Annotated in this window: 15 protein-coding genes; 4 read left to right on the forward strand and 11 right to left on the reverse strand. The window is 40.0% G+C overall.

Annotated features, from left to right (window positions below; all coding sequences use genetic code 11):
- Nucleotides 1-130 precede the first annotated feature (130 nt).
- Both B4Z90_RS02750 and B4Z90_RS02755 read right to left on the reverse strand, forming a co-directional pair.
- Nucleotides 131-964, reverse strand: coding sequence for a universal stress protein (locus B4Z90_RS02750; protein WP_046675350.1), 834 nt, complete (start codon nt 962-964; stop codon nt 131-133).
- Between the two features lie 80 nt (nt 965-1,044).
- Nucleotides 1,045-2,445, reverse strand: a complete 1,401-nt coding sequence (locus tag B4Z90_RS02755; RefSeq protein WP_070568003.1) for an inorganic phosphate transporter — start codon at nt 2,443-2,445, stop codon at nt 1,045-1,047.
- A gap of 677 nt (nt 2,446-3,122) precedes the next feature.
- Between B4Z90_RS02755 and B4Z90_RS02760 the strand changes: the two genes are divergently transcribed.
- The gene (locus B4Z90_RS02760) at nt 3,123-4,070 is read left to right on the forward strand and encodes an alpha/beta hydrolase family protein (protein WP_083296047.1); all 948 of its coding nucleotides are present in this window, start codon (nt 3,123-3,125) and stop codon (nt 4,068-4,070) included.
- A 94-nt stretch (nt 4,071-4,164) separates the two neighbouring features.
- On the opposite strand, the gene B4Z90_RS02765 is transcribed toward B4Z90_RS02760, so the two are convergent.
- The 5 genes from B4Z90_RS02765 to B4Z90_RS02785 form a co-directional block, all read right to left on the reverse strand.
- Nucleotides 4,165-4,830: a hypothetical protein gene (locus tag B4Z90_RS02765; RefSeq protein WP_112376040.1), complete on the reverse strand. Its 666-nt coding sequence runs from the start codon at nt 4,828-4,830 to the stop codon at nt 4,165-4,167.
- Between the two features lie 170 nt (nt 4,831-5,000).
- The gene (locus B4Z90_RS02770; protein WP_112376039.1) at nt 5,001-5,993 is read right to left on the reverse strand and encodes a hypothetical protein; all 993 of its coding nucleotides are present in this window, start codon (nt 5,991-5,993) and stop codon (nt 5,001-5,003) included.
- Nucleotides 5,994-6,011: 18 nt separating this feature from the next.
- A complete protein-coding gene (locus B4Z90_RS02775; RefSeq protein WP_112376038.1) occupies nt 6,012-6,686 on the reverse strand; it encodes a hypothetical protein in 675 nt (224 codons plus the stop codon).
- A complete protein-coding gene (locus tag B4Z90_RS02780) occupies nt 6,683-7,021 on the reverse strand; it encodes a PadR family transcriptional regulator (RefSeq protein ID WP_112376037.1) in 339 nt (112 codons plus the stop codon). Before B4Z90_RS02780 ends, B4Z90_RS02775 begins: the two co-directional genes overlap by 4 nt.
- Nucleotides 7,022-7,398: 377 nt before the next feature.
- Complete coding sequence (locus B4Z90_RS02785; RefSeq protein ID WP_112376036.1) at nt 7,399-8,166, reverse strand: pentapeptide repeat-containing protein; 768 nt, start codon at nt 8,164-8,166, stop codon at nt 7,399-7,401.
- 729 nt (nt 8,167-8,895) lie between these two features.
- On the opposite strand from B4Z90_RS02785, the gene B4Z90_RS02790 reads away from it, so the two are divergent.
- Nucleotides 8,896-9,087: a hypothetical protein gene (locus B4Z90_RS02790; RefSeq protein WP_146753179.1), complete on the forward strand. Its 192-nt coding sequence runs from the start codon at nt 8,896-8,898 to the stop codon at nt 9,085-9,087.
- Nucleotides 9,088-9,308: 221 nt separating this feature from the next.
- On the opposite strand, the gene B4Z90_RS02795 is transcribed toward B4Z90_RS02790, so the two are convergent.
- The 3 genes from B4Z90_RS02795 to B4Z90_RS02805 all read right to left on the reverse strand — a co-directional run bounded on the left by B4Z90_RS02795 (nt 9,309) and on the right by B4Z90_RS02805 (nt 13,761).
- Nucleotides 9,309-11,747, reverse strand: coding sequence for a hypothetical protein (locus tag B4Z90_RS02795; protein ID WP_112376035.1), 2,439 nt, complete (start codon nt 11,745-11,747; stop codon nt 9,309-9,311).
- A 12-nt stretch (nt 11,748-11,759) separates the two neighbouring features.
- Nucleotides 11,760-12,152, reverse strand: coding sequence for a hypothetical protein (locus tag B4Z90_RS02800; RefSeq protein ID WP_146753177.1), 393 nt, complete (start codon nt 12,150-12,152; stop codon nt 11,760-11,762).
- 256 nt (nt 12,153-12,408) lie between these two features.
- Nucleotides 12,409-13,761: a MutS-related protein gene (locus tag B4Z90_RS02805; protein WP_204991020.1), complete on the reverse strand. Its 1,353-nt coding sequence runs from the start codon at nt 13,759-13,761 to the stop codon at nt 12,409-12,411.
- A 578-nt stretch (nt 13,762-14,339) separates the two neighbouring features.
- Between B4Z90_RS02805 and B4Z90_RS02810 the strand changes: the two genes are divergently transcribed.
- Both B4Z90_RS02810 and B4Z90_RS02815 read left to right on the forward strand, forming a co-directional pair.
- Nucleotides 14,340-14,915, forward strand: a complete 576-nt coding sequence (locus B4Z90_RS02810; RefSeq protein ID WP_112376030.1) for a Crp/Fnr family transcriptional regulator — start codon at nt 14,340-14,342, stop codon at nt 14,913-14,915.
- Between the two features lie 132 nt (nt 14,916-15,047).
- Entirely contained in the window at nt 15,048-15,752 is a 705-nt protein-coding gene (locus B4Z90_RS02815; RefSeq protein ID WP_112376029.1) for a type 1 glutamine amidotransferase domain-containing protein, read from the forward strand.
- A 510-nt stretch (nt 15,753-16,262) separates the two neighbouring features.
- Here B4Z90_RS02815 and B4Z90_RS02820 read toward each other — a convergent pair.
- On the reverse strand, nt 16,263-18,761 hold the full coding sequence (locus B4Z90_RS02820) for a sugar-binding domain-containing protein (protein ID WP_112376028.1): 2,499 nt from the start codon (nt 18,759-18,761) through the stop codon (nt 16,263-16,265).
- Between the last annotated feature and the right edge of the window lie 8 nt (nt 18,762-18,769).

Genomic DNA, 18,769 nt, shown 5'->3' on the forward strand with positions numbered 1-18,769 from the left:
GGTGATACTGATTGCCTACTGGCTCAAAATTGGTTTCTGAATTATCAATCCATCTTTTTGTCATTGAAAAAAAGCCGCTTGGAAAATCCAAAACGGCTTGATATATAGCGTAAAAAAGTTTCAACATAGACTATTCATGCAACACCAAAATCGCTTTAACCGATCGGTTCAGAACTTCATTCACCGTACTACTTGCAAATAAACGATAAATCATATTATGGTTGCGTTTGACCAAACATAGAATATCGGTCTGATTGTTTTCCACAAAATCAACGATCGCATACGATGGGCGTGTATCATCCTCATCCACATAGTTAAAGTTGATAGTTACGTTAGGAAGCAACTGACGCATTTTTTTCTCCCCATTACGCACCAGCTTTTCGTCCAAATCCCTTTCTGAAACATGTAGAATTTCCAACTTCTTGGGGTCCGAAAGTTTTAAAATACGATTGAGCGCTTTGACATCACGCACAGACAATTTTGTGGTTTTGTAATCCGTTGCCAATGTAATGACCGGAATAGCGGACAGATTACTTTCAGGAGGTACAATCAAGGTCGGAATACGCAATTTTGTCACAGCCATACTTGCATTACTACCGACAATTTCTTTAATGCCCGTCGCCCCAGTGATTCCCATCACCAAAAAAGAAACATCGGTATATTCAACATACTTTGTGACTACATTCCGCAGATAACCTACTTCGACAACAGATCTCACTTTAAGGCCATTGTATTTATTTTCCTGAACCACCTGATCAGTCCATTCTTGCAAAGCAGCTCGTTTTCTAGCGTAATAATCTTCTATAAAGATCGCGTTATAAGTACTGTTGTTGATCCCTTCTGTCGGGTGTATGGCGTGTACAACAGCAATTTCCATATGCAAACGAGAAGCCAAAGACAAGGCATAACGCAAAGCATGACTTGCATTGATTGAAAAATCAGAGGCAACGAGAATTTGTTTCATTTTTTAAGTTTTAATATTAAACTGCCAATAGCCATGTGTACAAAGTCAATGGATGACAAAAACATTCAGATAACAATCAACTAAATAAAAAGATGGAAGAATACAAATAGTAATAAAGCCAAGCCAATCGACACAGGTAAAGTAAGTACCCAAGCAAGACCGATACTTTTGAGTGTTCCTTTATTTAAATTGCTCTTTCCTCCAGAAGCTACCATTGAACCAGCAATACCACTTGAGAGCACATGCGTTGTGCTAACGGGCAAACCCAATACGGTACTGATACCAATTGTCGAAGCTGCGACAATCTCGCTTGAGGCCCCCTGAGCATAACTCAAATGTTCATTTCCTATTTTTTCACCAATTGTTATTACAATACGTTTCCAACCGATCATTGTTCCCAAACCTAGTGCTACCGAAATCGTTAAGATCACCCAAATCGGTGCAAAGTCCGTAAGATGTTTCAATTCACCCAACTTACGATTGAGCTCCAGTCGATTTTCAGCATTGATATTGATCCGTTTATTGCTCTCCAATGTAGCAATCGATTTGACCAAACCTTCAACCTCTTTTCTGAATTTGAACGTCCCAGCTTTATCCGTTACACTTTTATCCATCAAATGCAACTTGACTTGCTCAATCTCTTCATGGACATGTGCAAACATCGTTCCCTGAACAACATTACTTGAAGCAATTGTCTGCAACACGATTTCCGTTTGATCGAGCGTTTTAATGACAGCCGCATCTGGTACGGAATGGTTTATTGCAAAACGGGCAGGAAGAAATGCAATTAAGATCAGCATAAACAGCCCTACTCCTTTTTGTCCATCATTGCTACCGTGAAAAAAACTGACCAATGTACAGGTCAGTATAAGAATACCCCGTACTAAAAATGGAGGTCTGTCATCTTCTCCTTGTGGGATGTGAAAAAGTGCTTTATAACGGACGACATGCTTCAAAAAGAGCATCAATATCACCGCTAGACCAAAGCCAATCAAAGGTGACAGAATCAAAGAAAGACCAATTTCCTCAGCCTTATGCCAATTGACACCGCTGCCACCGTAATACCAGGTGAAGCCTATACCAGCCCCGATAAGGGCACCGATCAAGGTATGTGAACTCGAACAAGGAATACCAAAATACCAAGTCCCCAAATTCCAGATAATAGCAGCCAATAATACAGAAAGGACCAGACAAGCGCCTACGGAAACCGGGAGTGCCATTAAGGTATCCAGAGGCACCAATTTAAGGATTCCCATAGCCACGGCTATTCCGCCTGCAAAAACACCTAGAAAATTCCAAAAACCAGACCAAGGAATGGCTACAATTGGTTTAAGTGCTTTGGTATAAATGACCGTTGCAACAGCATTCGCGGTATCATGAAAGCCATTGACAAATTCAAAGGCCACAACGGCAAATAAACAAAGGGCAAAAACAATAAGGAGTCCAGTACTGAGATCGGTTTCCCCTAAGAGAGGAATCATGTTGCAGAAAATGTGCATAGTATTCTTTCATAAGATTTATGGTTGTCCTTGCTTAGTTATTCTTACTTGCTGAGTTTTCCTTAAGGAAAACTACCGCAGGAACAATCGCTTCATTCAAATCAAAAGTAATTTTCAGATGTTAACTTTTGATAAAGGATATATTACCTTATAAAACAAGAAAGAAAAACTTAAAACACTGTTAACGAATCTTATTCCGTCGCTATTTTATTTCTTACAAATTTCTTAATTTTCAGGGAGCTAATACGGACTTTATAGGGACCTCATTCGGACTTCATTCGGATGAAAGCGAATAAAGACCAAATAAGTTCCGTAGAAATAACGATTATAAAACGGAATAAAATCAAATTTGACCACTAGTTTTTACCCAAATAAATATAGACAAATCAAAACCCCGTAAAAGACCAGCTGTGAAGTAAGAGTCGTATTAGACCAACCGTAAAGTAAAAGCCGTGTTAAACCTTTTGTAAACCTTTTTCAAGAATGGACATTGCTATCTGCAAAGAACCAAGCAGACGATTCAAGGGAATTTTGATCCGCCATTTACAGCAAAAACAGGACGATTTACCGATTCAAACCTACAGTCCACCGAAAAGCACAAACTTTTTAAATTTAAACTCGTTACTTTAGACAAAAATAAATTTAACACCGAATTAATTATGCCTAAATCCTCCTCATTAAACTGTTCCCTGACGAACTATGCTCCCTTACAGCGGATTACACTTCGTACGCTACCTTTTCTCGTCGCCATGTATTGCCTGCTCTTCGCGCAACATGCAAAAGCCCAATCTTTAGACTGGTCTACAAAAGATATTGTATTTAAAAGTAAGAGTATTAAGTTAACAGGAACCATACTTCAGCCTCGCCGTGCCCATGCGGCCATTGTCCTTATCCATGGTTCTGGACAAGAGAAAAGGATGATGGAGTTTGCCTCATATTTGGCTCAAAACGGTATTGCTGTATTTACTTATGACAAGCGCGGAGTTGGTAAATCTGAGGGAACCTACGCTGGCCCTGAGGTCGGTACAAATAATATCGACTCTGCCAACCTCCACCTGCTGGCCAAAGATGCACAAGCAGCGGTAAAAGCATTCCATCAGCAACTCGGGAAGACGAACATTCCAATGGGACTACTTGGATTCAGCCAAGCAGGATGGATCATTCCCTTAGCTACCAACCAAAATCCTTTGGTCGACTTTTTTGTCTTGTACAGTGGAGCAGTCATCCCTGCCCGTGAGCAGCTTCGCTTCCAGTTCTTTACGAATGGGAAAAAAGATTTTTGGGATAAACATACGGAAGCCGATGCTAGACAACATGTGGCAAATGATCCGGATCGCTATCAATTTACAAATACCGATCCCATGACACCACTTAAAACAATAACAACTCCAGGACTCTGGCTTTTTGGATCCAAAGATATCCAAATACCTGTAGGTTTATCCATTGAACATCTCAATGCACTTAAAGCACAAGGAAAGCCTTTCGAATATTGCCTATTTCCTTTATTAGATCACAATACAAGCCTTTCGGCATCTAGCGAACCTAGCACTATTGCATTGAACTGGATCAAAAGTAGGAGTAAAAAAAAGGCACAAAGAACCTCTTGACAAGGTTTCATGAGCATAAGATCAAGCATTAAAAAAGGCCTAAATAAAAAACTTAGGCCTTTCTTCAATCAATTCAAATGTTTAACTCGCTGGATTAATGCAAATCCGCACGAAGCACTTTATTTTTATTCAATGCTCTATTGGAATAGATGATATACAAGGTGCCGATGATGGTTGGCGTAATCCAAACCAGCGTTGAACCAAGCTGAATCCCGGCAACTAAAAAGGCAGTCACCGACGCAATCAATGCGCCTACCATACGACCCAAATGACTGACCAGCCAGCCATTTTTCTTTTCTTTGAAACTTTTAAACAGCTGAAAATCTCGAATACTCATAAATGCACCAAAACCACCAAAAAAGACATATAAAACAGAATTTGCCACCTGCTGTATTAATCCAATTAAACCAAGACATAACATACCAACCGATGCAAGCAGCATCGTAGCCGAAATAAGTTTGTCTTTCCAATCGGTCTGTTGTTTAATCTTACTGCGTAAAGTCAACGCGCGATTACCCGCCAGAATGAGATAGATGGTAAAGATACCGATCAAAAATAAAAATGTGTTTTCGTGGCCCGGCATTCTCGCAATAACAAGTGAAATTAAAGAACTAATCACCATCGCATAGGAAAATATGATCCCCGTCTTCTTATGCCCTGCTCCTCCCTTTTTTACAGCCACACTGATCAGGCCGGTAATCAATCCTATCCCACCAAAAAATGCGTGAATGTAGATCAATGTCTTAATTGTTTCTTCCATAGTTCTTCTTTAATTGTTTTTAGCTAATAATGGTATTGAAGCAAAAAGGCTAATTAATGGTTATGCCATGTTTAAAATAGATAGACAGGAAACTGCGCTATGATGCCGTTTGCGACAATAGCCCAAATGTAAAAAATATCCTTTTAATTATCCAAATGTTTAAATAAAAATCATTCTTTTTCCTCACGGACGAGAAAATCATAAGAGTACCAGAATTTCAGGTCCCCATAGGAATTAAGGTTTCCTAGACTATAGCTAATGGGGTAGTCAAAGCTATTCTGTTGCAGTTCAAGTTCATTTTTATAATCAATGACAAGTTTTTTAATAGCGTCCAAACCTGTTGCGCGTCTAATAAAACTAGTTTGACGTCCACCACGCAAATAAACCAGCACATCGGAACGATTTAACACCGTTTCGTCGGTTTTTGTCAGAAATTGATTGTACAGCAATTTTTCCAATACGTTTTTAAGATCACCACGTGTAAAATCACTTTCTCCCATCATAATCGAGTGGGTACCATAGTTGACTGACGAAACATAGTAGGGATTATATCCTGATTTTTTTAACTTCCCTAGTGCATCCTTACTAAAAGCCTGTTCATAGTCTTTCAGATCCGCATGGAGACTAAATGTAATATGTTCTCGACGCAATAACAGGCTATTAGCTCTTTTTATCGTGGTAGAATCATGGTGACGGACCAATTTGAGTACACTATCTACGTCAGGGCTATTATTAAGATGGTAGCGTATCGCTCTATAATCGAAAAATGCCCCTACAGACGACTGCTTCAAAACAGCCGGTTCCCCCTTGCTTTTCTTAGCGAAAGCTCGCACAGCATCAAATCCAGGAATGATACGGATTGGAGCTAAAGTTGGCTGTGTAGAAGAAATTGTGCTCTTGAAAGGTTTATAATTGCGAAGGGAAGTTAGTTTTAGTTGCGGCGTAGTATCTTTTAATCCCCAAACTGTCCCCAAATAGAAGTTTTTATCTATAGTGCCATCCACGTAGATCTGGCTAACCGAAAACCCGACGGAACGCCCTACAAATTGATACCTTTTAGCCATTGTTCCATCACCGATCTCCCTAGCGTCAAAATCACTATCTTCTTTGTCACAACTGGACAAAAAACAAATGCTTAATAACAACAGGAAAAGATATTTCATAATTTAAAAAATTAATCGTCAGCTCTGGTGCAGCACTTCGATCTCATCTACCCGTCGGACAATGGCCTTTAGATTCTTCTCAAAGATAGACAAAATTCCTAATCCAATATACATAAAAATAAGAATAACAACACGATACAAAGCTAAAGGAACATAATTAACGATCCATTCCGAAGAAACCAACCCGATGATCAAAATCATAATCGGTATTGTTAAACCAAGATAATTGCGATAAACGCAGTATTTGTTCCCTCGAGGCCGATGCCGCAATAGGTATACTGGAATATAAAAAACTAATGTACCAATCATCCCTAATTTTAATCCCGTCCAAAAACCATCTGCATCGAGCGGCACAAAATAATAGAACAATGTGAAGTACACGATATAAATTGCACTATGCCAATGCTTGACGAACTGTAAAAAATCAGCAGGAAATTTATTGATTTGTTTTCTTTGCAGATTCAATTCATAACTAGCTGCAATGCTTCCAAACCCTGACTCTCCAAAACTGGCATAAGCGAGATCAATGGCTCGATTGAAATACATGCCGGCATCTGAAGACATCAGTTCCTCTACCTTACAGGCGAAGTGATCCAAAATTTCAAGTTGAACATCAACATAATGATATCCTTTAGAACGGATAAAATCCATCAGAATACCTAACTCCGCTTTGGTCAATTTCTTTTCTGTCATGATACAATTGGTTTCGTGTTCAAAATAACCTGCAACTTCTCCACAAAGGTCAACGCATCTTTCATTTTAATTATCTGCGCTTTTTTTCCCTTCACTGTCAGGGAGTAATACTTTCTTGCTCTTCCATCGACAACTTCTATTGCTGTATCCAGAAGCCCTTCCGCTTCTAACTTATGTAGTGCAGGATAGAGCGCTCCCTCAGTGAGGATAAACTCCCCATCTGTTATGAGTTTTACCTGTTGGGTCATTTCATAGCCATACATTCTTTCCGTTCCAGACAATAGCTTCAGAATAATCGTTTGTAAAGTGCCTTTTAATAGCTTCGTATCTTTCATTCGTTCATCTTAAAAAAGTAATTAAATATACCTAATTTTCTTATATATAAAAAAACATAAAAAAACTATGATACAGCAGGATGCACTTTAACTTCCATCATCAGATTTGGCCTTTGCACGGTCTTTTGACTGCACTGCTTCTACCCTGCTTTTGCCTTGCTTTTGGAATTCACCTAGCAAATCCCTATGAATCGCCCAGTCTTAACCTAGTTCACTAGGTAAACACAAGGTTTCAGCTAGGTGTTCACTAGGAACAAGAGCGAACAAAGGTAATGACAGGAGCGAATAAATGCATAAGCAGGTCGGGAGCGAAAAAGCCGCTAGAGCTGGGAACTCCAAACGGCTTTGCACTAACAATTATATATAGAATGATATGATTATCCTGCTTTTAATAGATCAACAATAAGACGATCTCTATTTTCATTCAATGAGGGGTAAAACTGATTTAGATCAACCAATATGATTGGCATCCCCCTATTTTCGGGCTTATACAAGACATTATCCACCAAGTCCCGACAGAAAACCAACGATTCATTATCCGTAAACACTTCTCTTGACCTTTTGAGGAAACTAACAAAAAAACGTCTGGGATTATTGATAATTTTAAGATGCTCTTGGTTTGGAAAAACTGTACTGGAGAGATCTAGCCCTCGAGAAAATATAACGTCCTTTAATTCTGCATGACCAAAATTTACCAAGGGAGTCTTTAATGGTTTGGCTTTTTTGAGAATAAAAAGATTGGTGGAATATAAGTCTTCTGTAAAAGGAATTCCATAAAACCATGAAGAACTGATCTTTCCTTTAAATACCACATGAATCAAGTTCGTCCCGTCGAAAGTTGTTTTGTCAAATGTATTGTAAAGGAAGGACGACTTTTCAATTTTTAGATTTCCAATGATGGCTTTCGAAAAATCATTCGCTTCGAATGTACTTTCCATCCAAAGCCCAGATTCCTGAAAAACAACAGACTGAAAGTTACAGTCTACAAAGGTACAGCGAATGAACTTACAATCACGAAACATGGAGTTCATGAAGCTTTTCCCTTTTATCTTGCAATCGATAAAAGAACAGTTTTTTAAGACTTTGTGATTGAATTCAAAACTTTCAATCTCACTTTGCTGGAATATTTTATTAGTCAGTGCCATGCTAAAAATGATTAATAGGCTAAAATTTCATAGTAGTTGCATTTCAAATGGATATTTAACGGCCAAAATCTCCATTTATACATTGATGACAACGGGAAAGACAAAACGTCCTAAAGGAATTTTGACTTTTTTATTTTTTTTTCCCAGCCTAAAACAGCCAAGACATAAAACATGTCGTTGCAAACTAACGATAGGAATATATTAGCCAGCCATTCTTCAACTGAACAATAAGCACAAAAAAAGCCGCAAGGACGGGGAGTCCTTTACGGCTTACTACCTATGAAAAACATTTACCTTACGTGTAAGGCACTATCTACTATGACAATTAAAATTAAAATGTCGCACATAAATCTGCAGCGCAATAAATTAACAAATTAAGATCTGCTCATTTCTTACTTCAAAAAAGCGCCAAGATATGTTTCGGCATTTCTTGGATCCAAATATAAAGTCCTCGGTCAGCGATTCAAGCCTCCGTTTACAATTCGCCAAAAATGATTTACGATTCGTTTATTGTATTATTTTAATCGGCTGGTTAATTAGCCCTTTACTGCTATAAGAAAAAAAAGTATATTGGTGGACGCAATTAAAACTGTTTATGAAATTGATAAAAAATATCTTGGTAGTGCTTGTACCGCTTACCTTATTCAGCGACATAACCTTTTCCCAAAGCAAAGAGGAGCTTAAAAAAAATATGAAAACAGCAGTATAGATGAAGAGCTCAAGAAGAAGATGGCTACGGAATATGTCTTTCCCGATAGCCTCATCTTACCCCCATTACACTATACCAACCCCGAACAAAGTAAAGTTGCCGGTGAAATACCTATTCTATCCAAGGATAGTTATAACCCTACGACCGGTGAACTGACACTCGAAACGGGCGTGTTTGTAAAATGCCCCCCCAAGAAAGAGGACGGCAAATAGCCGGCAATGAATTATGATAAAATGCCATCATCGTCTACGACGACAACTTTGATGGCCGCAGTTTCAACAGCGATCAGGATTACTATTTTTAGGTGGAGGATTTTAATGAAAATAGTCGTTCGAAACAGAGCAAAAAATTGCTCCATATTGAATAACGTATAGAATGCCCTATCCCATCGGGTAAAAAAAGAGTCTTCTCATCACAATGATGAGAAGACTCTTTACTTAATCACAAACCAAGTTTGACTTTTTGCTGGTATATTGACCTCAAAGATCCCTTCTGAGGCTGCATTTAATGGCATTGTCCTACTGTTTTGATCTTGCTCAACCACTTGCACATTTCCTTTCAGTCCGGTATAGTATAAGTTGACCTTAATTTTTCGTGTTATCGCTTCGTCCAATGGATTATAGATCATTAGTAATCCCTTTTCTTTTCCCGCTGGATTCACGTGCAAAATAGCATCATAATCCATCCCGTCAGGACGTCTCACATGGATGATATCACTGTCCAAAACTTCACGGTGTTTCTTGTAAAAATTCACCCATTTGGTTACTACATTTTTCGTCTCTGGGGAGTCATAAAGCTGTGGTCCACGATAACAAGCCTGTACACCTGCGCCAAATAGATTGGCCAAGCGTTGCTCGTAATGCGGTAGGTGATCCTTCAACGGCTCTATCGTTGCCTCTTTGCCGCCACCTTGGTATTCTACCAAAGGAACAAACATCCAGCCCATGGATGGAGCTTTAGCCCAGGTACCATCGAAGATATTCTGTCTTTCCACAATCTCCTGTTGTGTCCTCGGAAGCGACCAGTTCGCCTCACGGTAGCCCATTCCGACTTTGTTTCCACCATTAAAGAAATACATATCCGGAATATTCAGGTAGATTCCCTTTTCACGGCACCATTTGTAAAAATCAGTGATCCGTTTAAACTGATTCCATTGCGAGTCTTTTTCATTGTGATGTCCGGGATGATCGGTGGCGTAACACCAATCCCCTGGATAAGAGCCATCATGCTCAAATACACCCAGTCCCGAACTTTCATACAGGTTATACAGCTTTTTGAAGTAAGCCTGGCCCCATTCACTCTCAATACAGGGTGAACTTCCAAAGCGAGGATGCATGCCTTCAGGTAGCACAACGTCATTTTTAGCATCAATATGCCGACTGGCCAGGAGCGAATAGCCTCCAAGTTCAATTCCTTTGCTATGCGCATAGTCAGCAAGCTCTTTCATACGCTTGAGATTTTCGGGAGAATCATCTTCGGCATTGAATCCAGACCAAAAGGTCATAATCACCATTTCAAAACCAACCTCCGCTGCTTGATCAATTGCCTTTTTTACCGACTCGTTGTCCGAACTCCGTACATGCATCAATATTGGATTTTCAGTTGCCCATGGCGCCATGGAGCGCAGCATTTTTCGATATCCAAGGCTCTTACGTTCGCGTTCCCAGCTATCGTTCAACAGCTCCCAAACCCGATAGCTTGCAAATTCTCCAACGGCAGCAACCTGTTGTTCGGGTCCCATTTTAGGTGCAACTTCCAACAGACAGGGTGTCTCCCGGTCGTAGTGGACCTGTGTGGTATATAGCGGGTCTTTTTTCCACTCCAGACTCGAGGAATAAACGACTTCCTCGCTCATACCGCCAAATGTATAATCTGTTTCCACGGTGATATTATGGTATAACCAACGGCTTCTATGATCTACCGAACTTTCGGGCTCAAATACAGCCAATTGCTCACTCTTAAAGCTATTAACCACAATTTCCCGGTCCGACTGATTCTGCACAGTAATCCACTTACTAAAGATCGGCATGTCATCATAAAGATCATAATGAACCTGTACCGTAACGTTTTTCATATAAGCAAGTTTACTGGACAAATCGCCTGCAAATTGGGATGAAAAATCACCGTATGCCCAAAAACCTTCTATTTTGGAGCGACCTTCCTTTGTAGAAGCCTTTCCATCTTTGTTCCCGCCGTTTGGATCCATTTTTCCGACACGAACCAACTGTATCTTGTCACCTGACTTTAGCGAAAGATGACCGACGGTATGCCATTGTTGTCCATCCAAAGAGGCTTGTGCCAATAATTCTTTATCCGCTATTTCATATCTAAACCATAGCTGATCTGCTTTACCAACTTCGAAGGTTCCGTTATCGCGTTTGCCATCAAAAAAGACTACTTTGCCTTCACTTGCTCGCCAATAAAGTCTGGGGCTACTATTCGTTAGTGTTAGCCCAAAACCCAATCCCCAATCGTTGGATTGATCAGTACCTTTATTCATCTTGGCGACGAGTACCTTTGCGTCTTGAGGAACCGCTCTTTCAGCAAATACTGCCGCATTCTCCAGTGCCATAATCTCGCCCACTTTTCCTTCATTGACAAAGGAATTACGTGCATGTGATTTTGACACCATCAACTTCCAGTCGGACGCTAAACGCTGAAATTTATCTTCCAACAGCAATGATCTGTTTTGGTCACTTTTGCTCTTTGCGGCAAGAGCATCGATCGCCTGTTGATCCAATGTATAGTTAAATGTCAGCTCTTTGCCCCGCACTGGCCAGGGCATCTCTTTAGGCATCCAGTTTGGCCTCTTTTTCCAGCCAAAACGGGGTTTTGTATCTTCAATTTTATAATCATGGAACTTAAAAGCCATGGGATTAGCCTTTTAACTCGGTATCCATTCTTTTAGTAAGTAATTATGTACTTTTTGTCCTTCCAATCCACCGACATCAAAGGTAAACCCATCGATTGTTACACTGGCTTCAGATCGGATCGACCTTAGAAATGCTGTATTTCCAGTCAATTCGTCCAAACCAATACTGGCTACATTTGGAAAAGTCGTAAATGTACGGCTGACCAAGCCATTGGAAAATACCAAATGACCTTCTTTCGTCTTGAAGAGCCCTGCTTTCGCATGGGAAGTTCCTATTAGCCAGTCTCCAGACAGGCTGTTGCTTTCTTTGTTAAATAGCGGCAGCTGCTGACTATAGCTCTGCTTTGCCTGGCCCAACACGCCTAGTAGACACAGGATATAGAGTTGTTTTTTAAAGTAATTCATCTTTTTAGTTTGCCAATACATTTACTGACGCGACTTTCAGATACTTGCTTAAAACTTTGATTTTATTTGCTTTCAACAGTATTACCGAGCCCCATTGTTTATTTGGTTCGTTCCCCATTACTTCGTCAAGTCTACTGGATCCAAAGATATCTGCAATTTTACCACCTAAAAAAATGCTTAAATAATTGATTCGGTTTGACCAAAAGTTTACCATAGACTATAAAACTGAAACAAGATAATCAATATCACAATAATCTCATTCTTTTTGTATTCCCAAATCAAATTCCCTTAAAATCTCAAATACCCGTTCTTTGCGCAATAACCACATGCCTAACTTTTCTTCGGCAACACCATCCAAAAGTCGGTATGTAAAGATAATTCCCTCCTTTTCATCCAACTGAACCCCCAAATATTTCAGTGTAATACCTTCTTTATACAGTATGGGGCAAATTTCCGTAATATGTGAGGACAATAAGAATACACAGTTCTTGTATCCTTTCAAACAGTTAACTAATTCCAGGGTTGCTTCACTGGCATCACCATGGTTTGTCCCCTTGAATAGCTCATCCATCAGAACAAACATTTGCTTACCGGATGCCAGTAACTCCGCCAAATGTTTAACCCGTAATACTTCGTTAAAAAAGTGACTTGCACCTGCATTTATATTATCACCTAAATTTATGGTCGCCGATATTCCGTCAAAAAGTACTGTTTTCATCGCATCTGCTGAAACCGGAAAACCAAGATGTGCCAGATAAACGCAGCTTCCAATTGTCTTCAACAAGGTAGATTTACCCGTCATATTTGCTCCGGTCAGATACCAAAGGTTGTTTTCTTTTTTTATTTCTACATCATTTTTAATGGCATCTTCAATAAATAAATTATAAGCTCCACGTATGGTGATCATATCCTCTCCCCCTGTCTTTTCCTCAATTTGAGGAAAAACAAGATTCTTTCCTTTGATACTTTTTGCTACACTGAACAAAGCATCCAAATGATACAAAACATCGAAAATCTCACGTATTGCATTTCGTTTTATATTTCTAAAAAGATAATCGTATTTGATCATCAGCTCCTTAGAAAATTTGTTATTCAGCAACTGCTTAAACTCATCCCGATCGATATCTTCCAAAACACAATCTATGTGCTTACGATATTCTTTGAGAATAGCTAAACTATGACCTTCTGATTTTGCAGATGCTAAAAAAATAGCAAGACCATCTGTAATCTTAGCGATCTCGTGAATAGATCGCTTAATAAGTATCTCGCGTTTTTTAAAATCCAAAGACAAAAAATTCGTTGACACCATTTCGAGATAATAAGTAGCCCTGGAAGGTGAATAGGGTTCTTGCGGCAGAGACAAATATTGCTCCAGATCCTGCATCATATACTTATCCAATAGATCCGAAATCTCAACTTTTTGCATAAAAAGAATTAGATGCTGTCTGCTTTCTATTTCCAATTTAGAGGAAAGAGGTTTAAGAAAATAACTATACAACATATCCCGCCCACCTAGCGTAACTGTACAATCGAAAAAATCGACCATATCCTTATACCTACTGTTGGTAACATTTAAATCCGCTAAGGTTTGCTTGTCAACGATCGACATAATTTATTTATTGTGGCTCTTTCCTTAAACTTACTCAAAGTCATTATAATTAGCAACACTGTAGCAGAATCGTTATACAGCGAAATAAGTTTTCATAATCATGAGATTACTAGCGATTATTCTAGAATATTAAAACGGAAATAATTAACTAATGAGCCAATCAGGCAAGACATAGGTTCTTAAGCATTTAAATTTATAGGACATATCCAAGGAAATAACGCAAGGGTAAAAAACAAAAAAACACCCGAAAGCATGGGGTACTCCGGGTGTTTTAGCCATATTATTAACCTATTTTATGAAAAGTGCCCTTGAATGGGCAACACTAAAATAGAAAATAACTTTGTATAAACAAAATAAAATTTAAAAAAATCATTTTTTATAAATCACTAAATCGGTTAAACATGGAAATTTAGCAGCGCGGCTAAAGGATTTCAAGTCCCCTTTTTGTCTAGGAACAAGTTAAAATCAAATTAATATTATCTTAGTATATGATAGGGATATGAAGGGAACTTGATGCATCCCTTCGCTATCCTTGTGAGATTTTGTTTAATTTTAAATCGATCAAGTAACTGTTAGCTATGAACGAACGTGAAATTCTGAGACAACATATCGACAAGACCGTCCAGTTGAACGACGAACAATTCGACTACTTCTTTTCTTTTTTTAAACCGATCTCCTTTAAAAAGAAACAACAGATTATCAGCATAGGAGATCTGGTCGAACAAGAGTATTTTGTGCTAAATGGTTGTTTAAAGACTTTTTTTACCAACGATGAACAAAAGATGCATATCTTACAGTTTGCCACACAGACCTGGTGGGCTTCTGATTATAATGCATTGCATAATCAAAGCAGGGCTACAGTCAATTTAGATTGTGTAAGCGAGGCAGACACGCTCTGCTTATCGAATGAGGACAGGGAAAAAGTATGTAAGGAAATTCACGAAGTTGAAACCTTTTTCAGATGGCGTTCTAATAAAGGATACATTGGGCTGCAAAAAAGAATAATGTCACTGCTGAACAACAATGCGCGGAGCCGCTACGAGGAACTCATGCAGCAATACCCTGAACTCTATAATCTCGTTCCCAAACATTTGATCGCAGCATATCTGGGCGTTTCCCGCGAAACACTAAGCAGGCTATACCAAGCCAAATAATGTGATCTAGATCACAAAAGCAAAACCATTCTCCAAATTGTGATGTATATCACATAGGGCTCCGGCAATTTATCCCCTACTTTGTACTATCGTTTTAAACATATAATTTTTTAACAGACTTGGTTATTTAATATGAAAAAAGACAAATTAAAAGTATTGGTTGTATTGACATCACATGACCAATTGGGTGATACAGGAGAAAAAACAGGTTTTTGGGTGGAGGAATTTGCAGCGCCTTATTATGTTTTACAAGATGCAGGAGTGGACGTCACCATAGCATCTCCAAAAGGAGGGCAACCACCAATCGATCCTAAAAGTGCGCTCCCAGATTTTCAAACAGAAGCAACCAAACGTTTTGATGCAGATAAGGAGCTCCAAACAAAATTGGCAAATAGCTTAGCCTTGGATACGATCAATGAACAGGACTACGATGCGATTTTCTATCCTGGGGGCCATGGTCCTTTGTGGGATTTAACCAACGATAAGACATCCGTTGCATTGATCGAGTCATTTTGGGCCCACAACAAACCTGTCGCCGCCGTATGCCATGCGCCAGCTGTATTTCGCTATGTCAAGGATAGTAATGGTCAGCCACTGGTCAAAGGTAAAAAAGTTACCGGATTTTCAAATAGCGAGGAAGAAGCGGTTCAATTAACGGCTGTTGTTCCCTTTTTAGTAGAAGATGAACTTGTAAAATTGGGTGCACAGTACAGCAAAGGGGAAGATTGGCATAGTTATGTATTCAAAGATGGCCATCTCATTACCGGGCAAAACCCTGCGTCTTCGGAAGAAACTGCTAAAGCTTTGTTTACTCTATTGAGCAATTCCCAGCAATAAACTAATCAAAAAATAAGTAAGGACTGTNNACAGTCCTTACTTATTTTTTGACAAAGCATCAACATCCTCTTCCAATTGAAATCTATCATCCTTGTAACTTCTTCAGGACAAGAACTATTTGCAAAATGACTTTAATCTTTGTCTTCAAGTTCAAACAATTCTTCAACACTACGCTCAAGCACAAGTATAGTTTGTTCCCTTTTTATGCGGTTAATTTTAAGTTGTAGCAAGTGAGTACCAAATAGGTATCCAACTGCACCTTTTAACAGTGCTTGTTCAGTGCTCGTTCAGTGATTACTCAGTACGAACTGAATAAATAATGACTAATCACTGTATAAAAATTGATTAAAAATTGTTTTTAGTGATAATTTGGTATTCGTATATTCCAGTTTTAAAGTTTATCTTATTAGCTATAACCTTATAAAGCAATTATGACACTCATCAAAATCAGAATAAATTCATAGCAAATAGAATAGTCGGGATCTGTGCGAACAAAAAACAAAAAGAGGATTATTTTATCCGGCATTTTACCGTTGCTGTTTTCAACCAAGGTGCGGTAAAACGTACATCGACCGTTTCTCCAGATTTACCCAAAGCCTGAACATAAGTGATCATCTTTCCGTGATAAACGCGCTGCTTCTTGTCCGTATAATCGCTCATATCGGCGTTATTTCCAGCTTCCATTCCTAGTAGACGCGCATTTCCCACGATATCACAGGTAATTTCATCCTCCGAAATAACGACAGGAACGCCCTTTTCATCCAGGATCTGCAAAGCAATTTGGATCACTCCACCAGCTTCGACTTGCTGATTACCCAACATGACAGCTTGAATAACTGCGGGTCTCTCGCTGGATTGAATCGCATGCCGAACGACCTCCTTGCCATTCGCATCCAAACCCACAACCTCTAGCTTTCCTGCTTTATAAGGAATGTCCCAAAAGATGATCCCTGTTTTCTGATCGTAGTTTTTCTTTTCGCCCACCACTTGAGCATCCAATTCTAAGCGCGCGCTAGCACTATTGGTATAACAGACCACCCTGATCTGCTGTCCCTCTTGGTAGTTCCAGACTGGCCAGGCGTCCATGGAAGGTGCCTCATTTTTCCGTTGCCCCTGTTCAGATTCCAATGCAGACCAAACATCTGTAGCTGCGGCACCTCCCTGCAATGGATAAGTACCCAAGTAGGCCATCGGTTTATCCAACCACAGTGATTGACGGTAATAGCCTCGCGGCTTGATAAAACCTGCGAAATCCAGCAGTCCTGAATAAAATCCACGTGAAGGCCAACGCCCCGACTCTCCGAGGTAGTCAATACCTGTCCACAAAAATTGGCCAAATATATGGTTGTTGTCACGTACCGCAAGCCATGCTGGAAGATCGTGTCGATTCTCGCTTCCAAAAATTACGCGTGCTGGATAGCGCTGATGATCCTGTTGATAACGACTTTCGGTATAATTGTACCCTGCAATATCAAGTGCTCCAGGATAGGCTGTTTCATTCGACATCGCTACCCCAGCAAGCCCTGCTGTAACAGCCCTACTTTTATCATATTTTTTCACAACCGCAGCCAAGCGTTTGGCGATATCCCCCAATCGCATCGCATCTGGTGCATCCTTTTTGTAACCACCATACGAGGCCTGCGTGAAACCACCTTCCTTCTTCTCGCCGTTAAGGACAGGATGTGAATAAGGGTCATTTGGATAATCCACTTCGTTGCCTATGCTCCAAGCGAAGATCGAAAGGTGATTGCGGTCTCTTTTGACCATATCGGCCAGATCCTGCTCTCCCCAGGATTCAAAAAAGTCGTATGATCCCTCAAAACCCGGTGTCCCGACATTCCATCCCTGTAACCATTTCCTCTTCGGGTACTCCCACTCGTCGAAGGCTTCGTCCATAACAAGTAAACCGAGCTCATCACATAAAGCATAAAGTGATGATGCCTGCGGATTATGGCTGGTTCGAATGGCATTAACCCCCAAAGATTTTAAGGTGAGCAGTCGGCGGCGCCATACTTCAGTATACATTTCAGCTCCCAATACCCCAGCGTCGTGATGCAAACAAACACCTTTGACTTTCATCCAGGAATTGTTTAAGGCAAAGCCCTTGTTCGGATCAAATGTAAAGGCCCTAAAGCCTGTTTTCACCTCTGACTGATCAATCCGCTTTCCATTTTGGCTTACGATGGTCCGCAGGGTATATTGTGTGGGTTGATCCAAACTCCACAACGATGGATTCGATACTGCCAATTGCTGTGTTACAGTTGCCTTACCCGCGGCCCCGACCTGCACTTTCTGCGACTTTTTGGCAACCACCTTTCCTGTTGGATCAAGCAGCTCCTGTTCCACTTTAATCGGGGCAGCAACTTGCATACTGTTGACAAAGGCTACTTCTGTATTTAAAATTCCTTTTCCTTGTCTTAGTTCTGGATATGCATAGACTCCCCATTGATCGATATGCAGCGTATTCGCCTTTACAAGCCATACATCGCGATAGATTCCTGATCCTGTATACCATCTTGAATCGGCGCTTTTACTATGGTCGACCTTAACAGCAATGGTATTTTCCTTCCCAAACTCAATGTATGGTGTGATATCGTACGAATAGGAAACGTAGCCATTGGGCCGCTTTCCAACCGATTTACCATTGACAAAAACTTCGCTTCGGTTGTAAACCCCCTCAAAATATAGAAACAACCTTTTCCCCTGATCTTCCACTGGTATGGTCAGTTGTTTTCGATACCAGCCAATGCCGCCGGGTAAATAGCCCGTCGCACTGGCTAGCGTTGGGCTCAGTGGATATTTTACGCTCCAATCATGGGGCAAACTAATGGGCTGCCAGCCTGCGCGATTCTTTTCAGCGTTTGCCTGTCCTTCAATATCGCCCAAATGGAAACGCCAATCCGAATTCACACGTTCGGCGATACCAAATCCGGGCTGTGCATATAAGCTATTCATACCCAAATAACTTGACACAGCTAAAACAGCCAGATTTCTTATTATTTTTTTCATTGTACTAT

It is taken from the genome of Sphingobacterium sp. UBA5639, from assembly GCF_002421245.1.
Lineage (GTDB): Bacteria > Bacteroidota > Bacteroidia > Sphingobacteriales > Sphingobacteriaceae > Sphingobacterium > Sphingobacterium multivorum.